This is a genomic window from Metapseudomonas boanensis, assembly GCF_042232855.1.
Lineage (GTDB): Bacteria > Pseudomonadota > Gammaproteobacteria > Pseudomonadales > Pseudomonadaceae > Metapseudomonas > Metapseudomonas boanensis.
Window position 1 is genome coordinate 5,158,029 of record NZ_CP113889.1, and the last position, 23,794, is coordinate 5,181,822.

Consider the following 23,794-nt stretch of genomic DNA (forward strand, 5'->3'; position numbering starts at 1 on the left):
CCTTTACTCCTGTGAAACCGACTGGACCGCGGGAATCAGCGGCAGAACCAGGGTGGCGCATGTGCCACGACCGGGCCTTGATCGCAGCTGCAACTCCCCCTGGTGCGCACGTGCCACGGCCTTGACCACCGCCAGGCCGAGGCCCGTACCGGTGGTCTTGGTGGTGAAGAAGGGCTCGCCCAGGCGCGCCAGGGTGGCGGCATCAATCCCAGGGCCGTTGTCGCTGATGGCCAGCCACAGGCTGCCCTCTCGCGCATAGAGATGCACCTTCAGGCGCAGGTCACGACCCGCCGCCTGAATGGCGTTTTCGATCAGGTTGAGCAGTGCGCCGACCAGGGTGTCGCGATTGCACAGCAACTCGCCCTCGGCAATGTCGCACTGCCAGCGAACATTCAGACCCTCCACATGGGAGTCGGCCGACTCGCGCAGCGCAGCGAACAGCGCGCGCGGTGCCAAGCGATCCGGCAAGGGCAATTCCCCGCGCGCGAATACCAGCATGTCACGCACCTGGTGTTCCAGCTCGTGCAGCCGCTCCTTCAAGCGGCCGGCGAAGCGCTGTTGCTGCTCCACCGGCAATACCTGCTGGCTGAGGTGGCTGGCGTAAAGCAAGGCTGCGGAAAGTGGGGTACGAATCTGATGAGCAAGCGACGCCACCATCCGCCCCAGCGCAGACAGGCGCTCATGGCGCGAGAGCTGATCCTGCAAGCGCCGGGTTTCTGTCAGGTCGGTGAGCAGCACCAACTGGCCGGGCTCGGCACTGAGGGAGCGGGTGGCGATGGACAGCCGACGGCCATCCTTGAGGGAGATTTCATGGCCGTCGTCCTCACGGGGCGCAAAGCTACGAGTGATCACCTGACGCCAGAGCATGCCGACCAGAGGCTGCCCCAGCAGGCCACGCGCCACGGGATTGGCCTCGCGCACAACGCCCTGCCCGTCGATCACGATCACGCCGCCAGGGAGCAGGTCCAGCAGGCTTTGCAGGCGGTTGGCCAGACGTTCCTTCTCGGCCAGCTCCTGCATGCGCTGGGCGCTGACGAGGGCCAGCTGTCCCTTCAGTTCAGTGACCCGCGCTTCCAGCATGCTGTAGGACTCACTGAGCTGGCTCGACATCTGGTTGAACAGGGCGAACGCCTGCTCAAGGCCAGCACGGCTGGCCTGCTCAGCCGCAGAGGGCTCATGGTTCTGCGCGGGGATGACAGCTGGGTTCATTCTTCTCTCTCGCTCCATCGACCGTCAGCAGACGGTCGGTCGAGAGAGTCATAGCAAGACCCGTGCCTAAAAAAATATCCCTATGAATCAAGGACATGAGAAATGGCAGCTTATTCCTCCGCCAATTCCTCGTCGCGACGACTCATGCCGTACTTGCGCATTTTCTCCACCAGCGTGGTGCGGCGGATTCGCAAGCGTTCGGCGGCACGCGCCACAACCCCGGAGGCATCGTCCAAAGCCTGCTGGATCAGCCCCTGTTCGAGGTTGCCCAGGTAGTCCTTGAGGTCGAGGCCTTCCGGCGGAAGCATTGCAGGGCTGGCGACGCCCGGCAGACCAGCACCAATGGCCGAGCGCTCTTCGATGTCTTCGCGCATGGCTTTGAGCTGCTCGTCCTCGTCGTCGACATGGCGAAATTTCTTCGGCAGCTCGCTTACGCCGATGACACCGTAGGGGTGCATGATCGCCATGCGCTCCACCAGGTTCGCCAACTCGCGGACGTTGCCCGGCCAGTCGTGATTGCACAGCGACATGATGCCGGCGGAGTTGAAACGAATGGAGCCGCGCTTCTCGTGCTCCATGCGCGAAATGAGCTCATTGATCAGCAGCGGAATGTCTTCCACGCGCTCGCGCAATGGCGCCATGTCGATGGGGAACACGTTCAGGCGGTAGTAGAGGTCTTCGCGGAAGCTGCCGACCTCGATCATCTGCTCGAGGTTCTTGTGAGTGGCGGCGATGATGCGCACGTCGACGTTCTGGGTCTTGTTGCTGCCCACACGCTCGAAGGTGCGCTCCTGCAGCACACGCAGCAGCTTCACCTGCATCGGCAGCGGCATATCGCCGATCTCGTCGAGGAACAAGGTGCCGCCATTGGCCAGCTCGAAGCGCCCTGCCCGGCTGGTGATGGCACCGGTGAAAGCGCCCTTCTCATGGCCGAACAGCTCGCTCTCCAGCAACTCCGCCGGAATGGCGCCACAATTTACCGGCACGAAAGGCGCCTCGCGACGCTTCGAGTGATAGTGCAGGTTGCGCGCCACCACTTCCTTGCCAGTGCCGGACTCGCCGAGGATCAGCACGCTGGCATCGGTATCGGCCACCTGCTGCATCATCTGCCGCACCTGCTGGATCGCACGACTGGTACCCACCAGGCTGCGGAACAGGTTGGGCTCGCGCTGGCGTCCGCGCTCGCGGGCCTGATCGTACATCTCGCGATAGACCTGGGCGCGGTGCAGGGAATCCAGCAGCTTGTTGTAGCTCGGAGGCGTTTCCAGGCTGGCCAGCACACGTCGGCGCAAGTCTTCGGGCCAGTCCGGCGGTGTCGGTTCGCCAATCAGCAGCACCGGCAGGAATTCATCCCATGCCATCACCTGCTTGATCAACTCGAGGGCTCCGCCCTTGGCCGCAACCTCACCCAGCAACACACACAGGACCTCGCGGCTCGCCGCCAGGCCACCTGTCACTTGCTTCCAATCGTCACTGCCACAGGACAGGTGTTCTTCCCCGAGGAAATTCAGAATCACCGCGAAATCACGGCGGCGATCGCTATTGTCGTCGATCAGCAAAATCTTGGTTTCACGCCACATCTTGTCTAGTTCTTGCTTTTAGGGATGGGCGCCGCATCGCGCGGCGTACGAGCAGACGGAGAAGCCTCTATGATGGGCTGGACCGGCAATTGGCCAGTAGTAAAGTCAAAAATCCACCCAGAGTCAATTTTATGGCGTGTTTTTTTGATCAGGTCGACGGAACGGCTAAGTGACCGCCAGAGCAATGTCGAAACAACATCAGAAAGATATCAAAAAGCCTTCACCCAAAAAGCTGATAGACCTTGGCGCCCTGCTTTGCCTGGTTGAGCTGGATCAGCTCGCCGGCAAGGCGCTGCTGCTCGGCCTGGCAGACGCTAACGAGCTCTCGGTACAGCGCCAGCAGCTCTTCCATCCGCGCCTGCAAGGCCTCGCTATCAGGCACTGCGTCGAGCATGGCATCGTCGACCGCCTGACGGCACAGCTGATCCAACTCACCGATCGCCGCCCAGTCCTGGTTGGCCAGCGCTGCTCGCAGGGCGCTGCCGGTGGTTTCGAGACGCTGAACGGATGAACTCATGGTGTAATCCTCTACTGCCATTACGGTGCGATGGCATCCCAGGCGGATTTGATTTCGCGGAGCAACCCGGCCACTTCATCGAGCAGGCCCAGGTCGTTCTTCAGGTTGGCCTGCATCAGCCGGCCGGTCATGTACTCGTAGAGGCTGTCCAGGTTACCGGCCAGTTCGCCGCCCTTCTGGTGATCCAACCCGTCACGCAGGCCGCCGATGATAGCGATGGCCTTGCCGATCAACTCGCCTTTCTGCGCTGTCTGGCCACGCTCCATGGCACCGCGCGCCTGGGCAAGGCGGCCGAGACCGCCCTCCATCAACATCTGGATCAGGCGATGGGGTGTTGTCTCGAAAACCTGCGCCTGGACATCGACCGATTGGTACTGTCTGAGGGCTGTCGCTGCGTACATGGTGGCTCCCGCGGAACTGACTGGCTGATACCCAAGGTATCGGCCGACCAGCGGTAACCTTTAGCCTGGATTTCCACTGTTCTGCATGATTCTCGGCAAGCCTCCCTTCTAAGAGCGAGCTTGCTCGCGAACGCATGCTCACGTCTTTTTCGCCAGCAAGCTGGCTCCTACAGTGAGCCCGGCGCAGCGCAAAGAACCTCTCAACCGGCGGACACGTCCACTTCGGAACCAATGGCGTCCCAGGCTTCCTTGATTTGCAGCAGCAGCGCTTCCACCTCGTCAAGGTGACGCGGTGTCGAGTCCAGTGCCACGCCGGCGAGGCGACGGGTCATGTAGTCGTAGAGCGCGTCGAGGTTCGCGGCGATTTCCCCACCCAGCTCACGATCGAGGCCCGCCTGCAGCGCGCCGAGGATGCTCAGGGTGGAGCCGACCGCGACGCCGCGCACCTCCGGCTTGCCTTCCTGCATGGCGAAACGTGCCAGGGAGATACGCTCCAGGGCGCCCGCCAGCAGCAGTTGCACCGTTTGATAGGGCGTGACGTCCGGACTGGCGACGACTTGTTTGTAGGTATGGATAGGATGGGTCACGGCGGTTTAATCCTTCTGTACGACACCAGGCAGGCTGGCAAGGGCCTGGGTCAGGCGGTCACTGGTCTGGTTCAGGCGGCCCACCAGGGAGTCCATGGCATTGAACTGGTTGAGCAGGCGCTGCTGGACCTGCGTAACGCGCAGTTCCAGCGCTTCCTTCTGCTTGTCCACCGACTTGAGAGTGTTCTGCAAACCATCCATGCGCTGCTGCAGGATGCCGCCGGTCTGTGCATAGCCATCGACCCGCTTGTCGAGGCGACTCATCAAGCCCTGGTCGCCGGTGAAGAAGCTGGCGACTGAATCGAAATTCTCCTTCAGCGCCTTGTCCAGTTTGGTGTCGTCGATCTTCAGGGTGCCGTCTTTCTGGGTGGAGATACCCAAATCAGCCAACACTCGGACACCGGCCTGGTCGGCAGGCTCGACCAGCTCATTGCGAATCCCACCGAGCAGGGTACGCACTGTCGCATCACCCACCAGCCCCCCCACCACCGGAGCCTTGCCGTCGCCCACCGCAACCACGGCAGTCAGTTGATTGGAGGTGCTGATCAGCTTGTTGTAGGAGTCGACGAACTTCTTGATATTGGCCTTTACGCCGGACTTGTCCTGGTCGACGGTGAGCGTCAGGTTCTTGTCGATATTAGCTGCCTTGAGTTCCAGAGTGACCTCCGGGATGGCGCCACTGACGCTGTTGGTCGAGCTTTCCAGAGCCAAGCCATCGATGCTGAACTTGGCATTGCGCGCTGCTTCGATCACGCCATTGCTGGCGGCATCCGCACTGTCAAGGGTACCGCCACCAATGCTCAGCGCTGCCAGGTCGGGATCGGAAGTCGTAACCTGCACGTCATTTCCGGCACCGCTCTTGGTCGAGGTCAGCACGAGGCGGGTCTTGCCATCGCTGGGGTTGGTCACCAGGTTGGCGCTCACGCCCTGGTCCTTGAGCTTGGCATTGAGGGTATCGCGCACCTGGGCCAGGGTGGCGCCTTCGGCGATTTCGACCTGAGTACCCGCGTCGGCAGCACCGACCTTGACCGTCAGGGTGCCGGCCACGGCATCAGCATCGCCATTGGTCGGCACGGTGAAGTCGCTGGCCAGGGCCGCGGTCCCGACCTTGCTGCCAGTGGCCAACTGACTGACCTTGATGGTGTAGCTGCCGGCCAGTGCCGACTTGGTGGCAGTGGCCGTCACCAGGCTGGCATCGGATGAGATTGCCGAGCGGTTCTCGAACAGCGAGGTCTTGTTGAGATCCTTGAGCGCGGTCTGGAGTTCGCTGAGGCTACCCTTGAGCTGGCCAAGGGCGGAGAACTTGGTGGTGGTAGCCTTTTCAAGGCGCGCCAACTGAGCATCCTTGGGCGCCCGGTCAGCATTCACCAGTGCATTCACGATGCTGCTGACATCGATGCCCGAGCCCAGTCCCGTAATTCCAGCCATCTCACCACCTCGTCAAGGGTTTGGCACTTGCGTACCGCGCGCCTGTTCGAAACAAATTCCGTGCCAAAGAATCTCCAGCCGGCTGTCAGGCTTCGGCCTGGAACAACAGGCTGCGCGCCTCGGACAGGCTTTCAGCCAGCTTCAGAACATCCTCCGAGGGAATCTGCCGAATCACTTCGCCAGACGCAGCGTCGGTCACCTTCACCACCACCCGGCCGCTGGAATCGTCCAGGGCAAAGCTCAGGTTGCGCTGGATGTTCTGCACGAAGTCCTGGATGTTCGACAAAGCTGCCTCGACAGGCTGCTCCCCCTGCTCGGGCTTTTCGCCCTCTCCTTGCGATTTTTGAGGCTGAAGTTCCGTTACAGACTCATTTCGTACCGGGCGCAACGGGTCGCCACCCTGGACGTGGCGGAGCTGCACACCAGACTGTGACTGCGCATTCAACTTAGTGACGTCCATCACCTCACCTCGCATGGCAAGACGGGGGAAAGCGCCAGGCACTTCCCCCCGTGGTGGTTACGCGGACTCGCCCCTAGGCTTAACGCAGGAGGCTGAGCACCGCCTGCGGCAGCTGGTTGGCCTGAGCCAGGATCGCGGTGCCGGCCTGCTGCAGGACCTGGTTCTTGGTCATGTTTGCGGTTTCGGCAGCGAAGTCGGTGTCCTGGATACGGCCGCGAGCGGCGGAGACGTTTTCCGAGATGTTCTGCAGGTTGGAGATGGTGTTGTCGAAGCGGTTCTGGATCGCACCGAGGTCGGCACGCTGGCTGTCGATCTGACCGATAGCCGCGTCGATCACCGAAATCGCGCTTTGAGCACCGCCCTGGGAGGCGATGTTGATGTTGGCTACCGAGCTGAAGGAGCTGTTGTTGGCACCCGCAGCCAAGAACACATCAGCGTTTGCGTTGGCGGTTACGATCTGACCCTTGGAGCTGCTCAGTTCGACGGTACCGACCTTGATCGCGCTGCCGGCCTCAGCCAGCACGGTGCCTCCAAAGTTGATCGTGTCGGCAGTAGCCGCGGAGTTTGCAAAAGCGGCAATCGAAATATCGCGACCGTCCGTGGTGGACAGCGTCAGCGAGCTTTTGTTGGTTGGATCGGCAAAGGTTGCGGTGATGCCGGTGCTTTGCGATACGCCGTTGATGGCCGACTGCAGGGAAGTGAGATCAGCAGGGTTGGAAACGGCAGCGCTGATCGCGGACCCACCCAAGGTGAAGCTCACGGTACCGGCGGCGGTCAGACCACTCAGGGTGGTGCTGTTAGTGGCGGTAGCAGTGATACCGATGCCGTTGGCAGCCGTGTTGATCGCGGCTGCAATGTCTTTTGCCGAAGCGTTAGCGGCGTACGCGATATTGGCAGCGGTACCGGCCGAGTTGGTCAGTGCCAGGTCAGTTTCGGCAGCAATACCGTTGGTGGCTGTGGTCACAACGTTGCCGGTAATTGAACCATCCGCAGCCAGGACGTTGCTGCCCAACGCAGTACTACGGGCATCAGCCACGGTGACTTTGATCGTCTCGTTGGCCTGGGCGCCGACCTGAAAGTCCTTGGTGCCGAAGCTGCCGTCCAGCAACTTCTGGCTACCGAAACGAGTGGTGTCGCCAATACGCGTCAGCTCGGCCTGCAACTGGGTAACCTCGCCTTGCAGCGCGTTACGCTCAGAGGTGCCATTGGAACCGTTGGCCGATTGCAGTGCCAGGTCGCGCATACGCTGCAGGATGTTGGTGGACTGCTGCAGGGCGCCTTCAGCAGTCTGCGCCATGGAGATGCCGTCGTTGGCGTTACGCACTGCTACGCCCAGACCATTGACCTGGCTGGTCATGCGGTTGGCGATCTGCAGGCCGGCGGCGTCGTCCTTGGCGCTGTTGATGCGCGAACCGGTGGACAGGCGCTCCAGGGACTTGCTCAGCGAGTTGGAAGACGCGCTCAGATTGCGCTGGGCGTTGAGGGACGAGACGTTGGTATTGACGGTCAAGGCCATGGTGGTATCTCCAAAGGGACCTAGTGTTTGCCTGAGTAAGCGCCTCGCGGGCTTCCATGCTCAGGCGCCCAGAGAGTTCGCATTCGTCTTTTGTATCGGCCCTTGGTCGGGGACCTTTAGGGCAATTTCAAAGATTTTTCAGATTTTCGAATTTGCCAGTATTGACAAGGACTTAGCACCACATACTCAACCTGTAGGAGCCAGCTTGCTGGCGAAGGACCCAGGTTTCGCCAAGTGTTCGCGAGCAGGCTCGCTCCGACAAACAATGAGCACCTGCCAAGGAGCGATCCAAGGGATGGGCTGAAGCAGAGCGTTTGGCTGCGTGCATCTGCCCTGGAGAAAATCAGGCCGGCACTTAACGCAGCTGGTCGAACAGATTCAGGCTGCTGACCTTTACGTAGCTCTGCTGCGCCGCCTCGAGAATGATCGACTGCATGGACAGGCGCGAGAGTGCCTCGGCATAGTCGAGGTCACGCAGTTCGGCCTGGACGCTCTTGTTCACCAGGCTGACTTCGTCATGGGAGGTCTGGGTGGATTCGACGGTGTTCAGGCGCGCGCCGATCTGGCCACGCACGGTATCGAGGGTGGTCATGCCATGGTCGAGGTTGGTGATGGCCAGTGCGACCGAGTCGCGAACCTCACGCCCCCCCTGCGGAGAGTCACTCCCCTGTTCCAGCGCCATCCGCAGGTTGGCAATGGTGTCGAGGATCCCGACCTTGTTGGCGGGCGCAGTGGCCGGGTCGCTGTCGGGCGGGCTGATGGTGAAGCTCGACCCGTTGGGCGGAGTGCCGTTGACGTGGAAGGTGACGCCACCATAACTCACCTTGGTGTCCTTGCCCGCAGCCAGCGTACCGCTGATAACCGGCCCGGCAGCCGGCTGTGGCAAAGGCGTCAGGCTGTATTTCAGCGGATTGGCCAGGTCGTTGAAGTCCAGCTGGATACCGCCCTGCGGGAAGCCGGCAAACGTCACTTCGTCATCCACCAGGGCGCCACTGACCAGCGGCTCGGCAGGTGCCGCCGGGTTGCCTGACACGCTCAGGCGCCCCGCATTGACTGCGTTCTCGAACACTGCGCGGCCGTTGTCACTGATGGCAATGTCCAGCGAACTGGCCACCTGCAATTTCCGCTGGCCCTCATCTCCTTGATAGCTGTAGGTGCCGTCTGCATTGCGAACGAATGGCTGGGTCTTGCCCTGGAAGCCGGCGAACAGGTATTCGCCGCGGGCATTGCGGGTGTTCATCAGGCCAAAGAGTTCCTCCTCGCGCTCGCCCAGTTCGGTCGCTATGGATCGGCGATCCGCACTGCTAAGTGCGCCGTTGCCCGCCTGTACCGCCAACTCGCGCACGCGTTGCATGAGGCTGTTCACCGTATCGAGGGTGGCCTCTTCCTGGTTCAGGCTGTTCTGCGCTGCTGCCAGGTTGCCCTGATACTGGCTCAGCACATTCTGCTGCTGCTCCAGTTGCAGGAGCCGTACCGAGGCGACCGGGTCGTCGGCCGGAGTCAGGATGCGTTTGCCACTGCTGATCTGCTCCTGGGTCCGGGTCACGTCGGAGTAATTGCGCTGCAGGCCCGAGACGCCGTTGTTGAAGGCTTGAAGAGTCGAAATGCGCATGGGTATGACCTACTAGCGGAAGCTGCTGATCAGGGTATCGAACAGGGAGCGCGCAACTTGAATGATCTGGGCCGAAGCGTTGTAGTACTGCTCGAACTTGATCAGGTTGGCGGCTTCCTCATCCAGGTTCACGCCGGACAGTGAGTCGCGGTTATCCGAGGCCTGCTTGAGAACTGCCGTCGAAGCTTCGCTGTCCTGCCGCGCCTGGGCAGTCAAGGTGCCGACGCGCTCCACCAACTCGCCATAGCCGTCGGTGAAGCTCACGCCCGAGCTGCCGCTGCCGAGGTTCGGGTCAACACCGATGCTGGCCTTGCTCTGCAGGTCCGCCAGCTTGAGCGCATTGCGGTTATCCGACACGCCGCCTCGATTGAAGCCCAGCGTGAAACTGTCGTTGTCCTGTGGGCGACCACTGAAGGTCTGCTGGATGGTGTAACTCTGGGTCACGCCGCCTGAAGTGACTTCCACCGCAAAAGACAGCGCATTGGACTGCCCGGGCGTGATCGCCAGCCCGGTGATGTCGGTCGGCGCCGCGGCTGGCGGCAACTGCGGCACGGTGGTGATGCGCACCCCTGCTGGCAGTGGCGACGGGAACTGCAATTGCTGGGTGGCATCGTCGTAGGTCAGCGTCAGATTGGGAAACGCGCTGATGACAGCCTGAGCGAGCGGATCAGAACGCAGGGCCTGCATGCTGGCCAGGCTGGCCGGATCGAGCACCTGGACGATCTCCGGCGCGCCGATCACCGCGTTGCCACGGTTCTGCAGGTTGGACTCGCTGCGCAGCGGCGCGGCGAAGGACAACTGCTCGGCCTGGTCCAACTCCACCGAAATGGATGAGGCACCCATCCGGGTGGGTTCCAGCATGAAGCGGTCGCCGGCGGAGGGTGTGCCCGTGAGCGTTACGCTGAAGCCCTGATCCCGGCCAGCGGCATCGCGCAAGCTCAGCTTCAACGGATTGCTCGGGTCGGGCGTGACGGTCATGACTGCACCGTCGCTCAGGCGGCGTGCCTGATAGCTGGAGCCATCGAACTCGAGGCGATAGTCGCTGGTTCCGAGCAGGCGCGTGTCGCCGATCGACAGGGATGCATCGGCCGATGACGTGTTGTCGCTGAACGCACGGGCACGGAGGTCCGCCAACTGCGGATCGTTGTAGTCGCCGAACAGCATCGAGCCGACCTGCCCTTTGAGGTCGAGCCCCTGCCCCAGCTGACCGTTGACCTGGTCGCTGATAGCGAGGGCCAGGCGGCCCAGGGCATTGGTCGACGGATCGAGGACTTCGCTGCGGTAGCGGATCAGCCCACCCAACTCGCCACCACTGACCTGGGGCGTGACGTTCTGATGCGTCCCGCCGTTGACCAGCTCAACTTCGAAGCGGCTTGGATCACCCTGACCGTTGACGATCTGCAGCCGACTTACCGTGCTGCCGACCACTAGCGGCTGGCCGCTGCCGATGAAGAGGTTGAGGCTGTTGTCGTCCTGTTTGACAACGTTCACCCCGATATAGCTGGACAGCTGGCGTACGGCCTCATCGCGAGCATCGAGCAAGTCGTTGGGTTGCTTGCCGTTGGCCGATGCTTCGGCAATGGCATTGTTGAGACTGCCGATCGAGGTGGCCAGGCGGTTGACCTGTTCGCTGACCGTGACCATCTGGCTGTTGATGAAGCCATTCTGCTCGCTGAGACGGTCATGCAGGGTGTTGAAGCGCCTGGCGAGGCCTTCAGCTTCAGCCAGCACCAGCTCACGGGCCGGAGTGTTGGCCGGGTCTTCCGCCGCTGTCTGCAGGGCGGCGAAAAACTTCTGCATGGACGGCGTGATGCCGGTGGTGGTGCTTGCCAGCAGCGAATCGAGCTGATCGATCTGACTCTTGTATGCGGTCACATCGCTGTTCAGGGCCGTGGAGTTGCGCAACTGGGAGGTGAGGAACTCACTGTAGGTGCGTCGAACCTCGGTCAGCGCAGCGCCGGAGCCGATATAGCCTGCCCCGCTGAACTGAGGGAGTCGAGTGGCCTGAGAGGCATCCTGGCGACTGAAGCCCGGAGTGTTGACGTTGGTGATGTTGTGGCCGGTTATGGACAGTTGCGTCTTGCTGACGCTAAGCCCCGACAGGCCAATGTTCAGTAGGTCAGCCATGACTCAGCCTCATGTCCTGGTGGTCTCGCCATCGACGCTGGCGACAGTCTGGTAGATCTGCATGCCACGAGCGATCTGGGAAATCTTGCGGGCGTACTGCGGGTCGGTGGCGTAGCCGGCTTCCTGCAGCTCGCGCACAAAGCGCTCTGGGTTCTGTGCCGAGTCGAGGGCTTCCTGATAACGGCCATTGCGCTGCAGGAAGCTGACGAAGTCATGGAAGCTTTGCTCGAAGGAGTTGTAGGCACGGAACGACGCCGCCTCCTTCACCGCCTGACCGCCTTTGTATTCGGTGGTCATCACCCGCGCCGATTCGCCATCCCAGCCACGATGGGACTTGATGCCGAACAGGTTGTGGCTACTGCTGCCGTCTTTCTGGCGGATGACCGACTTGCCCCAGCCGGTTTCCAGCGCAGCCTGGGCCACCAGGTAGCGCGGGTCGACGCCGATGCGTTCGGCGGCATCGATGGCCATCGGCAGCAGGGTTTCGATGAAGTCATTGCGTGAGGCGAATACCGACTTGCCGACGCCGGTCACGCTGACACGGCCCTGGTCGGCAACCGAGTCGCGCTCAGGCGCGGCAAAGGCTCTGGCTGGCGCCCAGTCGTTACCGGCCAGGGGCTGCGCTGCCTGGGTTCGTTCGGCGGATGGCACGATACCGGCGACCTGGCGCTCGCTCAGCTTGCCGGGCAATGCCAGGCGACGCTGGTTGATCAGCCTGGAGTCATCGCGCGTCTCAGTGACAGCGGTGGCTGAGCTGCCAACCGGTTTCTGCGGTGCACCCTGCAGGGCGCCATTCACCTCGGCGAAGGGGTTGGCTCGCCCGGCGTAACTCTTGGTCTTCGACAGCTGACGCGTGAGGACATCGGCCAGGCCGAGGCCGCCTTCCTTGGAAATGGTCACGGCCAACTGCTGGTCGTGCATTTCCTGGTAGGTCTTGGTTTCGTTGCTGTTCAGGTAATTGCCTTCGGCGAACACTTCGCCCGCCGAACGCATGGATTTCATCATCTCGTTGAGGAACAGCGATTCGAATTCCTGGGCCACCTTGCGGATGTTGGCCTCACTGTCGCGATCCTTGCCGACTTTGAGCTGGTTGAGGCGGTTCAGGTCGGTGTAGGCGCCGGAATCGAATGTGGAGCCGCCAGCGGCGGAGAGCTTGGAGTTCATCGCCGCGTCCTCAGATCACGATCAGGTCGGCCTGCAGGGCGCCGGCTTGCTTGAGCGCCTCGAGGATGGCCATGAGGTCGGAAGGCGCTGCGCCCACCTGGTTCACCGCACGAACGATCTCGTCGAGGGTAGTGCCCGGGCCGAACTTGAACATCGGCTTGGCCTCCTGGTCGGCGCTCACCCGCGAGCGTGGCACCACAGCGGTCTGCCCACCGGACAAGGCCTCGGGCTGGCTGACGATGGGGTCCTCGGTGATGGTCACGGTCAGGCTGCCATGAGTCACGGCCGCCGGTTGCACACGCACGTTCTGGCCAATGACGATGGTGCCCGTCCGCGAGTTGATGATGACTTTGGCCACCGCCTGGCCGGCTTCCACTTCCAGGTTCTCGATCACTGACAGGTAGTCGACGCGCTGGTTCGGGTCCAGCGGCGCGCTCACGCGTACCGAGCCACCATCGACGGCCTGGGCGACGCCCGGGCCGAGCAGCTCGTTGAGCTTGTCGACGATGTTCTTCGCAGTGGTGAAGTCCGGACGGTTGAGGTTGAGGGTCAGGTAGTTGCCCTGCTCGAAGCCGCTCGGCACCGGGCGCTCCACGGTGGCGCCCGCAGGAATGCGACCGGATGACGGGACGTTGACGGTGATCTTCGAGCCGTCGCTGCCTTCGGCGTCGAAGCCCCCCACCACCAGGTTGCCCTGGGCGATCGCATAGACGTTGCCGTCGATCCCCTTGAGCGGCGACATCAGCAGGCTGCCGCCTCGCAGGCTCTTGGCGTTGCCGATGGAGGAGATGGTGACGTCGATGGTCTGGCCGGGCTTGCTGAACGGCGGCAGATCGGCGTGGATGGATACCGCGGCGACGTTCTTCAACTGCACGTTGCCGACGCTGGCCGGCACCTTGATACCGAACTGCGCCAGCATGTTGTTGAAGGTCTGCAGGGTAAAAGGCGTCTGGGTGGTCTGGTCACCGGTGCCGTTCAGGCCCACCACCAGGCCGTAGCCGATCAGCTGGTTGGTTCGCACGCCCTGGATGCTGGCCAGGTCCTTCAGACGCTCGGCCTGGGCAATACCAGCAACGACCAGCAGGCAGAAGGCGGAAATCAGTCGCTTCATGGTCAGCCTCATCAGAACGGGAACAGCGGGCTCATGAAGAACCGATCGAACCAGCCCGGCTGGCTGGCATCCGCGAAGGCGCCGGTGCCGGAATAGGTAATGCGCGCATCAGCCACGCGAGTCGAAGGCACGGTGTTGTCGGTGGCGATATCGTCCGCGCGAACCAGGCCTGCGATGCGGACCAGTTCATCGCCAGTGTTCAGGGTCAACCACTTCTCGCCACGCACCGAGAGAATGCCGTTAGGCAGCACTTCTGAGACAGTGACGGTGATCGAACCGGACAGGCTGTTGCTCTGCCCTGCCTTGCTGTCGCCCTTGGTGTCCCGCTCGCCGCTGTATGAAGCGTCCAGGCTCAGCCGCGCGGCATCCAGCGGATTGAGGCCGCCGTTGGGGTTGTTCACCGAGACGCCGCCACCGAACAGCGAAGTCAGGCCGATGTTGGCCTTGCTGTCCTTCTGGATCTGCGAGTTGGCATTCTTGCTGGCCTGGGTGCGCTCATTGAGGGTGATGGTGATGATGTCGCCCACCCGATAAGCCTTGCGATCATCATAGAGGTTGGTTTCGAAACCGGCCTGGTAGATGGCGCCGTTGTTCTGCGCAGCCGGCAACGGCGTGCGCGGCAGCACGGGCGCGTAGTACGGATCGTTCGGCTTCGGCGCCGGCTGGACACAGCCCTGAAGCAAGGTGATGCCAAGCAGCGAGAGAAGGATGATCGGCCGGTTCATGACAACTACCTCAGGCGTTACAGGTTCTGCGTGACGAAGGCGAGCATCTGGTCAGCGGTGGAGATGACCTTGGAGTTCATCTCGTAGGCGCGTTGGGTGGTGATCATGTTCACCAGCTCTTCGACGGTGCTGACGTTGGAGTTTTCCAGGGTGTTCTGTAGCACGGTGCCGAGGCCGGTCAGGCCCGGTGTGCCGATCTGCGGCGCGCCGCTGGAGGCGGTCTCCAGGAACAGGTTGTTGCCGATTGCCTGCAGGCCCGACGGGTTGACGAAGTCGGCGGTCTGGATGTTGCCGATCACCTGCGGGGCCGGGTTGCCCACGGTGGTCACGGAGACGGTGCCGTCCTCGCCGACGGTGAAAGTCTGCACTTCGGGCGGCACCACGATGGCCGGCTCGAGGGCAAAGCCCTGCGAGGTCACCATCTGGCCATCGGAGTTGAGGTGAAAGCTGCCGTCGCGGGTATAGGAGACGGTGCCGTCCGGCATCAACACCTGGAAGAAACCGCGGCCGTTGACCGCCAGGTCCAGCGGTTGCTCGGTGGTTTGCAGGCTGCCCTGACTGAAGATTTTCTGCGTGCCGGCAATGCGCACGCCGGTACCCAGTTGCAGCCCGGTGGGCAGCTCGCTGTCCTGGCTCGACTGGCCACCCGGTTGCCGGCGAACCTGGTACAGCAGGTCTTCGAACTCGGCGCGGTCGCGCTTGAAGCCGGTGGTCGAGACGTTCGCCAGGTTGTTGGAAATGGTGGTCAGGTTCATGTCCTGGGCGGACAGGCCGGTCTTGCTGACCCAAAGTGCCGGAAGCATCGTCATTCTCCTCGGGCGCCAGAATCATGGCGCCGCGTACTGGTGATTAGCTGAGTTGCAAGACCCGCGCCATTGCCGAGGCGTTGTCCTCGGCGGTGCGCATCATCTTCACGGAAAGCTCGAACTGGCGGGACAGCGAGAGGATGGCCGTCATCTCTTCCACGGCGTTCACGTTGCTCGCCTCGAGGAAGCCGGAAGTCAGGCGCACGGTGGCATCCGCCTCAGCCGGCTGCTGCGGGTCCTTGAGGCGGATCAGGCCGTCGGCGCCCTTCTGCAACTGCTTGGGATCCGGGTTGACCAGCTTGATACGGTCGACTTCGGCCACCACGTTCGGCGCCTCACCGAGTGCGCGGATGCTGATGGTACCGTCCTGGCCGATCTCGACTTTCTGCTCCGGCGGAATGGCAATCGGTCCGGCGTTGCCCATGACCGGCAAACCGTTGCCGGTACGCAGTTGGCCCAGGGCATCGATCTGCAGGCTGGCGGTACGGACATAAGCCTCGCTGCCATCGGCAGCCTGGACAGCCACCCAGCCCTCCCCTTCGACGGCGACATCCAGATCACGACCGGTTTCCTGCAGGGCACCCGGGGTGAAGTCAGTGCCTGGGCGCTCGGTCATGGCATAGACACGCGCCGGAAGGCTGTCACCGAATACCGGCATGGAGCGGGCTTGTTCGAAATCTCGACGGAAACCCGTAGTGGAAATGTTCGCCAGGTTGTTGGCGTGGGCGCGCTGGGCCAGGGTGTTCTGACTGGCGCCGGACATCGCGACGTACAGCATCTTGTCCATGAAAATTCTCCGAGTGGGCGTTGCCGCCCTCTGCTCTTTGACTTCCATCCAGCAAGCGCCGTGCCACCCCCAAACATTAACCGTAAGACTTTGAATATTAAGGATTTATAAAAATAAAAAAGCCCCATATAGGGCCTTGTCAAAGCGCTGGCGGCGAGGAACTGCCGCCAGCGGCAAGGGCGTTTGCCGCCTGTAGGAGCGAGCTCGCGAAGCCGCAAGCCCGGCAGGATGGGCCGGGCGACGCTCCGTTTGGGCCTGCGAACCCGATCGACCTGCACTGATGGGTTTCGCTCCGCTCAACCCATCCTACGGATTGTCAACGCCGGCCAACCCGCAGCCACTCATCAACGCAGGTTGATGACAGTCTGGGTAAGGGCACTCTCGGCTTCGATGGTCTTGGCGCTCGCCTGGTAGTTGCGCTGGGCGACGATCAGGTTGACCAACTGATCCGACAGGTCGACGTTCGAATCCTCGAGCGCGCCCGACTGGATCGCCCCGAGGGTGCCAGAGCGGGGCGGGTTGCGCACCGGCTCTCCGGAGTCAGCGGCCTGGATCCACTGGCTCTTGCCGACCGGTGTCAGCCCCTGGACATTGGCGAAGTTCGCCAGGATGACCTGCCCCTGCACTCGCGACTGGCCATTGGTGTAGCGAGCAAAGATCTCACCCTGATCACTGATCTCCACACCCGCCAGCTCTCCCGTGGTGTAGCCGTCCTGGGCAACACTGTTGACGGCGAAGGCGCTGGCAAACTGTGTGGCCTGGCGGAAGTCGAGGCTGACACCCGAGTTGCTGATCGCCGCTCCATTGGCCAGGAACACTGGGTTTTCCTCACCATTGGAGGTGGACGGCACCCAACTCCTGATCTTCAGGGTGCCATCAGCATTCATCTCCCAGACATCGGTCGGCTGGGGCGCCGGCATGGCCGGGACTGCGTTTGGATCATAGGCCGCCGGACTGGTGCTGGTGACAGGTTGCAACTGGCCGACCGAATTGAAGGTCATGTTCGCGCTGACGGGAGTCTTGCCGGCCGCAGCGATGGCGGCGACGACGCTCTCCACCGTGGCGCCTGCAGCCACCGAAGCCGCACTGGCGGCCGTGACCTGGGCGGGCAGCACGCTGGGATCGGTACCGGCAAGGGTCGCCACCGCGGCAGCAACCGAGGCGGGCGTGGCACCAGCGGCGCTCGCCGCGGTGCTTGCAGCCAGGTTGGCCACCCCGGCCAAAGGATGGCTGCCATCTATCAGCACATTCATCGTCCAGGCGTTGGGGGCAGTCTTGACGAAGAACTGGGTCATCACATGGGCGTTGCCCTGGCTGTCGAAAATGTTCGTCGAAGTCGACGAGTTGTAACTGGTTGGGTCAGTGGGACTGAACGCATTGGTTGGAACAGTGCTGGTGGAGTTCAGGTTGAAGCCCTGAGTCACAATGCTGGTGGCCGCAGGCGCCTGGCTTGTTGCCCGGATCCTCAGGTTGCCGATCGAACCAGTCTGCAGGACACCATTGTCATCCGTGGTGTAGCCCTGAAGGTTGTAGCCGAAGTTATCGACGATGTAGCCGTTGCTGTCAGTCCCGAAGTAACCCGCCCGCGTATAGCTCAGAGCCCCATTGTTGCTGACCTGGAAGAAGCCATTGCCGTTGATGGCCAGGTCGAGGGCATTCTGCGTGTAGTTGATGTTCCCCTGATTGAACTGCTGGGAAACGCTCGACAAGAGCGAGCCACTGCCTTGGGGGTTCTTGCCGCCGCCCAGCACGGACGACGCGTAGATATTGGCGAACTCCGCGCGCGACTGTTTGAAGCCGACAGTGCCCGCGTTGGCAATATTGTTGCCGGTAATATTGAGATCCGTACTCGCCGATCGCAGGCCACTCAGGCCATTGTTGAAACTCATTCGATAACTCCTTGCCGAATCTGCCGGCAGTTATTGACCGATGACCTGGACCTTGGACAGCCCGACGCTGCCGATGCCCGCGAGGTTGAGCATCAGCTCACCGCCGTTCTGGCCAAGGGTGACGCTGTCGACGTTGGCCGGCAGCATGGTGTAGAGCCCCTTGGTCTCACCGTCGTATTGGGCTTGCGCCTCGAACTTGTAGGTGCCCGGTGGCATGAGATTCCCGCTCGAGTCCTTGCCGTCCCACATGAAGCTGACGCTGCCGGCGCTTTGCTGCCCCAGGTTGATCCGGTTCACCACACTTCCGCTGGTGTCGTAGACATTGACCCAGACGTTGCTGCTGCTGGCCGGCAGCGAGGCGCTGGCCTTGAAGGTCTCGCTGGTGTCCACCACTGCTTTCTCGGTGGGCACAATGACCTTGCGGCCGACCAGCGACGACGCCTGTAGCGCCTGGGAAGACTGGTAGCCGGAGAGCAACGACCCCATGCTGGAGTTGAGCTTCTCGATGCCCTCCACCTGGCTGAACTGCGCCAGCTGGGCGATGAACTCGCCGTTTTCCTGAGGCGACAGCGGGTCCTGGTTGTTCAACTGGGCGACCAGCAGTTCGAGGAACTCGTTCTTGCCAAGGTCCTTGCTGCTCTTGGTCTCGGTCTTGAGGCTGTACTGGTCGAGAACCGACTGGGTGTTGGTCGCGCTCGTGGCGGTGCTGATACTCATGCTGTTCCCTCAGGTTCGGTTACTGACCCAGGGTCAGCACTTTCTGCATCATCTGCTTGGCGGTGTTCATCATTTCTGCGTTGGTCTGGAAGGCGCGACTGGCGGAGATCATGTCGGCCATCTCCTCGACCACATTGACGTTCGGGTAGTAGACATAGCCTTCGGCATTGGCGGCCGGATGGTTCGGCTCGTAGCGCGGAGTCAACGTGCCCTGGTCTTCGATGACGCCGAGCACCTGCACGCCGCTGCCGGACTGATCCTGATCGGCGAACAGTGAACCGCTGTCGCCAGTGCCGCCCATGGAGTTCTGGAACATGGTGGCGAACACCGGATGGCGCGCACGGTAGGTCTGGTCGATGCTCGAGGAGACCGTCTCGGCGTTGGCGATGTTGCTGGAGATGGTGTTCAGCCGAGTGTTCTGGGCACTCATGCCGGTTCCGGCGATGTTGAAGATGCTGGATAGGGACATGGCTTGGCTCTCCGTTATTCGCCGCGCAGGGCGCCGATCAGGCCTTTGAACTTGCTGTTGAGCAAGGTGAAGCTGGCCTGGAATTGCATGGCATTCTCGGTGTAGTTCGACTGCTCGATCTGCGGATCGACGGTGTTCTGATCGATCGACGCCTGGAATGGAATGCGGTACTGCAGCGCGGCCTCGCCCATCTGGATGCCCTCAGCGGCGATGTGGCGCTGGCTGGTCCGAGTGGCCTGGAAGCTGCCGCCAGCAGTCTTCTGCGATTGCTGCGCGAGCACGCTGGCGAAGTCCAGATCACGAGCCTTGTAGTTCGGGGTATCGGCGTTGGCGATGTTATTGGCCAGCACCTCGCCACGCTGAGCGCGGAAGCTGAGGGCTTGCTGGTGGATGCCGAGTGCCTTTTCGAAACTGATGCTCATGGTCCGTAACCTTTGCCAGTGGCAATGCTGGGTTGCTTGCCAAAGTGTCAGCAAAGGCCGTGCCAGTTATTTTTTCCCTTTATTTTCAATACCTTGGAAAGTTACCCCGGTAGCAGCAAAGGCAAAAGCGGCAAAGCGGTTCCGCCTGTTGGCAAGGGGGCGGCAAAGGCGGCAGGCGGCATTGCCGCTTGGCAAGGCAAAGGTGCTCAGAGGAAGACCGCTTCGCTAATGAACCCACCCCGCAGGAGCCAGCTTGCTGACGAATGCGGGGCTGGGTTCGCGAGCAAGCTCGCTCCTACGGCACGGAGATCAGCGCCGACCCGCCACGCTTGCAGGAGCCAGCTTCCTGACGAATGCGGGGCTGGGTTCGCGAGCAAGCTCGCTCCTACGGCACGGAGATCGGCGTCGACCCGCCACGCTTGCAGGAGCCAACTTGCTGGCGAATGCGGGGCTGGGTTCGCGAGCAAGCTCGCTCCTACGGCACGGAGATCGGCGCCGACCCGCCACGCTCGTAGGAGCCAGCTTGCTGGCGAATGCGGGGCTGGGTTCGCGAGCAAGCTCGCTCCTACAGCACGGAGATCAGCGCCGACCCGCCACGCTTGCAGGAGCCAGCTTGCTGGCGAATGCGGGGCTGGGTTCGCGGCCAAGCTCGCTCCTACGGCACGGTGATCGGCGTCGACCCGCCACACTTGCAGGGGCCAGCTTGCTGACGAATGCGGGGCTGGGTTCGCGGCCAAGCTCGCTCCTACGGCACGGAGATCGGCGCCGCCCCGCCACGCTTGCAGGAGCCAACTTGCTGGCGAATGCGGGGCTGGGTTCGCGAGCAAGAACCAGCCCTCCCCCTTTCCCCTACCAAGCGCCCCGCTCGAAGGTGGCCCCCACGGCTAGCTCGCCTTATTGGGCCGGGCGCTGCAGCGGATACAGCCGCTCGTCGAACTGTTCCAGACGCGGGAACTCAAGCGCTACGTCCTGCTCCAGCCCTTGCAGGCGTGCCTGGTAGCTACGCAGGAAGTCCTGCCGTGCCTCATAGCTGATGTAAGGCACGTGCCAGGCCACGAAGGGCGGCAGCACTTCCATGCCGACATAAGCCAGGGTGCCGCGCAGCAGCGGACGCAGCATGTCCTCCAGCGGCCCATGGATGGCGCCTTCACCGAACATGTGGTCACGCCCGCCCAGGGTCAGGGTCACCAGCGCCTTCTTGCCGGCAAGGCCGCCCTGGTCGTAGAAGCGCTTGCCGCCGTAGCAGACGCCAGATACCAGCACGCGGTCGATCCAGCCCTTGAGCATGGCCGGCACTGAGAACCAGTACAGCGGGAAGTTGAAGATCACAAGGTCCGCCCAGAGCAGCTTATCCAGCTCAGTCTGGATGTCTGCGGCAATTCGCCCGGCCTTGACGCCCTCGCGCTGCTCCAGCGCATACACCAGGTAGTCCGGGTTGGCCCGTTCGGAAAAATCCTCCGCGCTGGCCACAGGGTTCCACTTCATCGCGTAGAGGTCTGAGACCAGCACCTGATGCTCCTGACCTTGCAGCGTCTCCACGGCCAAGTCACGCAGGGCGCTGGTGAAGGATTGAGGCTCGGGGTGGGCGTGGACGATCAATACGTTCATGGGGTGTCCTTGAATGGCGAGGCCGGCGTGTACCGGCCTGATGATCAGATTTGGATGGCCTTCACTTCGACGAATTCCGCCAGCCCTTCTTCGCCCCACTCGCGCCCGTTGCCGGACTGCTTGTAGCCGCCGAAAGGCGCGCGGTAGTTGAAGGCGGCGCCGTTGACGAAGCACTGCCCGGCGCGCAGTTGCCGCGCCAGCTCCAGAGACCGCTCTCGGTTGGCGGTCCAGACCGCACTGGACAGGCCAAAGGGCGAGTCATTGGCGATGAGCACGGCCTCTTTCTCGTCGGCGTAGGGAATCAGACAAAGCACCGGCCCGAAGATTTCTTCCTGGGCAATACGCATGCGGTTGTGCACGTCGGCGAACAGCGTGGGCCGCACATAGTAGCCTCGCTCGAGGCCCACGGGCACGTCAGCGCCGCCAATCAGCAGGCGGGCACCCTCTTCCTCTCCCATGCGGATGTAGTCACGCACGGTGCGGCGTTGGCCGGATGAACACATGGGGCCGAGGAAGGAGTCCGGATCCAGGGGGTCGCCCATGCGCAGTGCCTCGGTCTCGGCCTTGGCCAACTCCAGCGCTTCGGTGTAGCGGCTTGCCGGCAGCAGCATGCGGGTCAGTGCCGTGCAGGTCTGCCCGGAATTGACCATCACATCCTGTACGCCGTAACGCACGGCCGCTGCCAGGTCAGCATCAGCGCCGATCAACAGCGGCGACTTGCCGCCCAGCTCCAGGCAAACGCGTTTGACCGTCGGCGCTGCCGCCTCGGCGACTCGCACGCCGGCGCCGGTGGAACCGGTGAAGGAAACCATGTCGACATCCGGGTGACGCGCCAGCGCCTCGCCGACCTTGGAGCCGGGCCCGCTGACCAGGTTGAAAACCCCGGCCGGCAGGCCGATGGCCTCGATCAGCTCGGCCAGCAAGAAGGCATGTAGCGGCGTTTCCTGGCTCGGCTTGACCACCACCGTGCAGCCAGCCGCCAGCGCCGGCGCTAGCTTGCCGACCATCTGGTGCAGCGGGTAGTTCCAGGGGTTGATGAAGGCGCAGACGCCCACCGGCTCGCGTACCACCAGGGAGTTGCCGACCTCGCGCACCTCGTCCATGTGGGCGGCCAGTCCGGCGTAGCTTTCCAGTCCCTCGATCGGACCCTCGACCTGGATGGTCCGGCACCACTGCACCGGCATGCCAAGTTCGGCGGTAATCAGGCCGGCCATCTCATCCGCACGGGCCTTGAGCTGTTCGGCCAACGCACGGATGTAACCCGCGCGCACGCTCGACGGTGTCCGCGCCCAGGCGGCAAAAGCTTGCCGGGCTGCGGTAACCGCACGCTCCACATCCGCCTCATTGCCGAGCGGCACGCGGCCGGCGACTTCTTCCGTCGCCGGATTGATGACCTCGGCCATGCCGGAACCCTGGGGCGCGACCCAGGCGCCGCCGATGAACAGGTGGCGATACTCACGCATAGCGTTTCTCCTCGATCAGTTCGGTGGCGCAGCGGGCGATGCGGCGGCAGGCTTCCTGCAGCGGGCCGCTGCCCAGCACCAGGCCCAGACGGATATGCCCGGCGGCGCTGGGGCCGAAGGCTTCGCCAGCGAGCACGGACACGCCGTAGAGATCCAGCAGGCGGTCCGCGAAGTCCTGGGCGGAGAGGCCCGTGGGGCGAATGTCGACCATCACGAACATGCCGCCATCTGGTTTCAGCGCGCGCAGTCCAGGGCAGCCGGCAAGCGTCGCGCACACCAGGTCACGGCGCTGGCGGTAGGCCTCGCGCATCGCTGCCAGCTCCGGCAGACCTGCCTCCAGGGCGACGCAGGCGGCGTCCTGGATGAAGTCGGGCGACCCGTAAAGCATGCACAGGGCGAGGTTTTCCAGGTGCGCGGTGAGTGCCTCGGAGCCGACCACCCAACCTACCCGCCAGCCAGTCATGGCATGGGATTTGGACAGGCTGTTGAGGGTCGCGGTGCGCTCGGCCATGCCCGGCAGGCTGGCCGGGCTGATGTGCTCGCCCTCGAACAGAAGCTCGCTGTAGACCTCGTCGGAGATCATCCAGAGGTCGTGGCGAACGCACAGTTCGGCCAGAGCCTCACAGGTAGCGCGCGGCAGGCTGGCGCCAGAGGGGTTGTGCGGGCTATTGATCGCGATTGCCCGGGTCCGCGAAGTAATGACCGCCGCGACGTCTTGCGCCTGGATACGGAAGCCGTTCTCCGAACGCACTGGAACCGGCACGACCTTGGCGCCACAGGCGCCGAACACCGCCTCATAGGTCACATACATCGGCTCGGCGACAATCACCTCGTCACCCGGATTGAGCAGGCACTGCACGACGCTGAACAGCGCGCATTGGGCGCCCGCCATTACCGCCACCTGGTTGGCGGCCACGCCCTGGCCGCTGCGCGCGTTATGCCAGGCCGCGATGCGCTCACGCAGGGCAAGCTTGCCGCGCACATCGGAGTAATGAGTGTTGCCGTTCAGCAGGCTGTCGATAGCGGCCTGGACGATGGGTTGCGGGGTATCGAAGTCCGGATCGCCGACGGACAGCAGCAGGATGTCGTCGCCGCGTGCCTGACGTTCCAGGGCGCGGTAGTGAATGTTCCAGGCCGCCGCGCCGTCGCCGGCAATGCGTTGAGTGAGATCGGAAAAGCGCATGGCAAGCTCCTTG

The 23,794-nt window shown here is 62.9% G+C and carries 22 protein-coding genes; all 22 read right to left on the minus strand.

Features of this window, described 5'->3' with window-relative positions; all coding sequences use genetic code 11:
- Nucleotides 1-3 precede the first annotated feature (3 nt).
- The 22 genes from OXH74_RS24080 to OXH74_RS24185 all read right to left on the minus strand — a co-directional run bounded on the left by OXH74_RS24080 (nucleotide 4) and on the right by OXH74_RS24185 (nucleotide 23,781).
- Nucleotides 4-1,209: a PAS domain-containing sensor histidine kinase gene (locus tag OXH74_RS24080; RefSeq protein ID WP_375739188.1), complete on the minus strand. Its 1,206-nt coding sequence runs from the start codon at nucleotides 1,207-1,209 to the stop codon at nucleotides 4-6.
- 110 nt (nucleotides 1,210-1,319) lie between these two features.
- Nucleotides 1,320-2,789 (minus strand): sigma-54 dependent transcriptional regulator, encoded by a 1,470-nt coding sequence (locus tag OXH74_RS24085; RefSeq protein ID WP_375739189.1) that lies wholly within the window; start codon nucleotides 2,787-2,789, stop codon nucleotides 1,320-1,322.
- Between the two features lie 220 nt (nucleotides 2,790-3,009).
- Nucleotides 3,010-3,306 carry a flagellar protein FliT gene (locus OXH74_RS24090; protein WP_375739190.1) on the minus strand — a complete coding sequence of 99 codons (297 nt, stop codon included), beginning with the start codon at nucleotides 3,304-3,306 and terminating at the stop codon, nucleotides 3,010-3,012.
- A 20-nt stretch (nucleotides 3,307-3,326) separates the two neighbouring features.
- Nucleotides 3,327-3,707, minus strand: coding sequence for a flagellar export chaperone FliS (gene fliS / locus OXH74_RS24095; RefSeq protein ID WP_375739191.1), 381 nt, complete (start codon nucleotides 3,705-3,707; stop codon nucleotides 3,327-3,329).
- A 200-nt stretch (nucleotides 3,708-3,907) separates the two neighbouring features.
- Complete coding sequence (fliS, locus tag OXH74_RS24100) at nucleotides 3,908-4,294, minus strand: flagellar export chaperone FliS (protein WP_215373352.1); 387 nt, start codon at nucleotides 4,292-4,294, stop codon at nucleotides 3,908-3,910.
- Nucleotides 4,295-4,300: 6 nt separating this feature from the next.
- The gene (fliD, locus tag OXH74_RS24105) at nucleotides 4,301-5,722 is read right to left on the minus strand and encodes a flagellar filament capping protein FliD (RefSeq protein ID WP_375739192.1); all 1,422 of its coding nucleotides are present in this window, start codon (nucleotides 5,720-5,722) and stop codon (nucleotides 4,301-4,303) included.
- Nucleotides 5,723-5,807: 85 nt separating this feature from the next.
- On the minus strand, nucleotides 5,808-6,182 hold the full coding sequence (locus OXH74_RS24110) for a flagellar protein FlaG (protein ID WP_375739193.1): 375 nt from the start codon (nucleotides 6,180-6,182) through the stop codon (nucleotides 5,808-5,810).
- Nucleotides 6,183-6,261: 79 nt separating this feature from the next.
- A complete protein-coding gene (locus OXH74_RS24115) occupies nucleotides 6,262-7,698 on the minus strand; it encodes a flagellin (protein ID WP_375739194.1) in 1,437 nt (478 codons plus the stop codon).
- Between the two features lie 355 nt (nucleotides 7,699-8,053).
- The gene (gene flgL, locus OXH74_RS24120) at nucleotides 8,054-9,310 is read right to left on the minus strand and encodes a flagellar hook-associated protein FlgL (RefSeq protein WP_375739195.1); all 1,257 of its coding nucleotides are present in this window, start codon (nucleotides 9,308-9,310) and stop codon (nucleotides 8,054-8,056) included.
- Nucleotides 9,311-9,322: 12 nt separating this feature from the next.
- Nucleotides 9,323-11,437 (minus strand): flagellar hook-associated protein FlgK, encoded by a 2,115-nt coding sequence (gene flgK, locus OXH74_RS24125; protein WP_375739196.1) that lies wholly within the window; start codon nucleotides 11,435-11,437, stop codon nucleotides 9,323-9,325.
- A 9-nt stretch (nucleotides 11,438-11,446) separates the two neighbouring features.
- Nucleotides 11,447-12,601, minus strand: coding sequence for a flagellar assembly peptidoglycan hydrolase FlgJ (flgJ, locus tag OXH74_RS24130; protein ID WP_375739197.1), 1,155 nt, complete (start codon nucleotides 12,599-12,601; stop codon nucleotides 11,447-11,449).
- A 10-nt stretch (nucleotides 12,602-12,611) separates the two neighbouring features.
- Nucleotides 12,612-13,712, minus strand: a complete 1,101-nt coding sequence (locus OXH74_RS24135) for a flagellar basal body P-ring protein FlgI (protein WP_375739198.1) — start codon at nucleotides 13,710-13,712, stop codon at nucleotides 12,612-12,614.
- A gap of 11 nt (nucleotides 13,713-13,723) precedes the next feature.
- Entirely contained in the window at nucleotides 13,724-14,437 is a 714-nt protein-coding gene (gene flgH, locus OXH74_RS24140) for a flagellar basal body L-ring protein FlgH (RefSeq protein WP_215373376.1), read from the minus strand.
- Nucleotides 14,438-14,454: 17 nt separating this feature from the next.
- Nucleotides 14,455-15,240: a flagellar basal-body rod protein FlgG gene (flgG, locus tag OXH74_RS24145; protein ID WP_215373379.1), complete on the minus strand. Its 786-nt coding sequence runs from the start codon at nucleotides 15,238-15,240 to the stop codon at nucleotides 14,455-14,457.
- 46 nt (nucleotides 15,241-15,286) lie between these two features.
- On the minus strand, nucleotides 15,287-16,030 hold the full coding sequence (locus tag OXH74_RS24150; RefSeq protein ID WP_375739199.1) for a flagellar basal body rod protein FlgF: 744 nt from the start codon (nucleotides 16,028-16,030) through the stop codon (nucleotides 15,287-15,289).
- A gap of 344 nt (nucleotides 16,031-16,374) precedes the next feature.
- Nucleotides 16,375-17,919: a flagellar hook protein FlgE gene (locus tag OXH74_RS24155; protein WP_375739200.1), complete on the minus strand. Its 1,545-nt coding sequence runs from the start codon at nucleotides 17,917-17,919 to the stop codon at nucleotides 16,375-16,377.
- A gap of 30 nt (nucleotides 17,920-17,949) precedes the next feature.
- Nucleotides 17,950-18,636 carry a flagellar hook assembly protein FlgD gene (gene flgD, locus OXH74_RS24160; protein WP_375739201.1) on the minus strand — a complete coding sequence of 229 codons (687 nt, stop codon included), beginning with the start codon at nucleotides 18,634-18,636 and terminating at the stop codon, nucleotides 17,950-17,952.
- Between the two features lie 19 nt (nucleotides 18,637-18,655).
- Nucleotides 18,656-19,105, minus strand: a complete 450-nt coding sequence (flgC, locus tag OXH74_RS24165) for a flagellar basal body rod protein FlgC (protein ID WP_375739202.1) — start codon at nucleotides 19,103-19,105, stop codon at nucleotides 18,656-18,658.
- 14 nt (nucleotides 19,106-19,119) lie between these two features.
- Nucleotides 19,120-19,527: a flagellar basal body rod protein FlgB gene (gene flgB, locus OXH74_RS24170; RefSeq protein ID WP_375739203.1), complete on the minus strand. Its 408-nt coding sequence runs from the start codon at nucleotides 19,525-19,527 to the stop codon at nucleotides 19,120-19,122.
- 894 nt (nucleotides 19,528-20,421) lie between these two features.
- On the minus strand, nucleotides 20,422-21,135 hold the full coding sequence (locus OXH74_RS24175; protein ID WP_375739204.1) for an NAD(P)H-dependent oxidoreductase: 714 nt from the start codon (nucleotides 21,133-21,135) through the stop codon (nucleotides 20,422-20,424).
- A 44-nt stretch (nucleotides 21,136-21,179) separates the two neighbouring features.
- Nucleotides 21,180-22,598 carry an aldehyde dehydrogenase family protein gene (locus tag OXH74_RS24180; protein ID WP_375739205.1) on the minus strand — a complete coding sequence of 473 codons (1,419 nt, stop codon included), beginning with the start codon at nucleotides 22,596-22,598 and terminating at the stop codon, nucleotides 21,180-21,182.
- Nucleotides 22,591-23,781, minus strand: coding sequence for a pyridoxal phosphate-dependent aminotransferase (locus tag OXH74_RS24185; RefSeq protein ID WP_375739206.1), 1,191 nt, complete (start codon nucleotides 23,779-23,781; stop codon nucleotides 22,591-22,593). The genes OXH74_RS24180 and OXH74_RS24185 overlap by 8 nt, the downstream gene beginning before the upstream one ends.
- Nucleotides 23,782-23,794: the final 13 nt, after the last annotated feature.

What these genes read in the sequence shown, in the direction of transcription:
- OXH74_RS24080 (WP_375739188.1), bottom strand. Translation starts at nt 1,209, where the DNA reads ATGAACCCAGCTGTCATCCCCGCGCAGAACCATGAGCCCTCTGCGGCT.
- OXH74_RS24085 (WP_375739189.1), bottom strand. Translation starts at nt 2,789, where the DNA reads ATGTGGCGTGAAACCAAGATTTTGCTGATCGACGACAATAGCGATCGC.
- OXH74_RS24090 (WP_375739190.1), bottom strand. Translation starts at nt 3,306, where the DNA reads ATGAGTTCATCCGTTCAGCGTCTCGAAACCACCGGCAGCGCCCTGCGA.
- fliS (WP_375739191.1), bottom strand. Translation starts at nt 3,707, where the DNA reads ATGTACGCAGCGACAGCCCTCAGACAGTACCAATCGGTCGATGTCCAG.
- fliD (WP_375739192.1), bottom strand. Translation starts at nt 5,722, where the DNA reads ATGGCTGGAATTACGGGACTGGGCTCGGGCATCGATGTCAGCAGCATC.
- OXH74_RS24110 (WP_375739193.1), bottom strand. Translation starts at nt 6,182, where the DNA reads ATGGACGTCACTAAGTTGAATGCGCAGTCACAGTCTGGTGTGCAGCTC.
- OXH74_RS24115 (WP_375739194.1), bottom strand. Translation starts at nt 7,698, where the DNA reads ATGGCCTTGACCGTCAATACCAACGTCTCGTCCCTCAACGCCCAGCGC.
- flgL (WP_375739195.1), bottom strand. Translation starts at nt 9,310, where the DNA reads ATGCGCATTTCGACTCTTCAAGCCTTCAACAACGGCGTCTCGGGCCTG.
- flgK (WP_375739196.1), bottom strand. Translation starts at nt 11,437, where the DNA reads ATGGCTGACCTACTGAACATTGGCCTGTCGGGGCTTAGCGTCAGCAAG.
- flgJ (WP_375739197.1), bottom strand. Translation starts at nt 12,601, where the DNA reads ATGAACTCCAAGCTCTCCGCCGCTGGCGGCTCCACATTCGATTCCGGC.
- OXH74_RS24135 (WP_375739198.1), bottom strand. Translation starts at nt 13,712, where the DNA reads ATGAAGCGACTGATTTCCGCCTTCTGCCTGCTGGTCGTTGCTGGTATT.
- flgH (WP_215373376.1), bottom strand. Translation starts at nt 14,437, where the DNA reads ATGAACCGGCCGATCATCCTTCTCTCGCTGCTTGGCATCACCTTGCTT.
- flgG (WP_215373379.1), bottom strand. Translation starts at nt 15,240, where the DNA reads ATGCTTCCGGCACTTTGGGTCAGCAAGACCGGCCTGTCCGCCCAGGAC.
- OXH74_RS24150 (WP_375739199.1), bottom strand. Translation starts at nt 16,030, where the DNA reads ATGGACAAGATGCTGTACGTCGCGATGTCCGGCGCCAGTCAGAACACC.
- OXH74_RS24155 (WP_375739200.1), bottom strand. Translation starts at nt 17,919, where the DNA reads ATGAGTTTCAACAATGGCCTGAGTGGCCTGCGATCGGCGAGTACGGAT.
- flgD (WP_375739201.1), bottom strand. Translation starts at nt 18,636, where the DNA reads ATGAGTATCAGCACCGCCACGAGCGCGACCAACACCCAGTCGGTTCTC.
- flgC (WP_375739202.1), bottom strand. Translation starts at nt 19,105, where the DNA reads ATGTCCCTATCCAGCATCTTCAACATCGCCGGAACCGGCATGAGTGCC.
- flgB (WP_375739203.1), bottom strand. Translation starts at nt 19,527, where the DNA reads ATGAGCATCAGTTTCGAAAAGGCACTCGGCATCCACCAGCAAGCCCTC.
- OXH74_RS24175 (WP_375739204.1), bottom strand. Translation starts at nt 21,135, where the DNA reads ATGAACGTATTGATCGTCCACGCCCACCCCGAGCCTCAATCCTTCACC.
- OXH74_RS24180 (WP_375739205.1), bottom strand. Translation starts at nt 22,598, where the DNA reads ATGCGTGAGTATCGCCACCTGTTCATCGGCGGCGCCTGGGTCGCGCCC.
- OXH74_RS24185 (WP_375739206.1), bottom strand. Translation starts at nt 23,781, where the DNA reads ATGCGCTTTTCCGATCTCACTCAACGCATTGCCGGCGACGGCGCGGCG.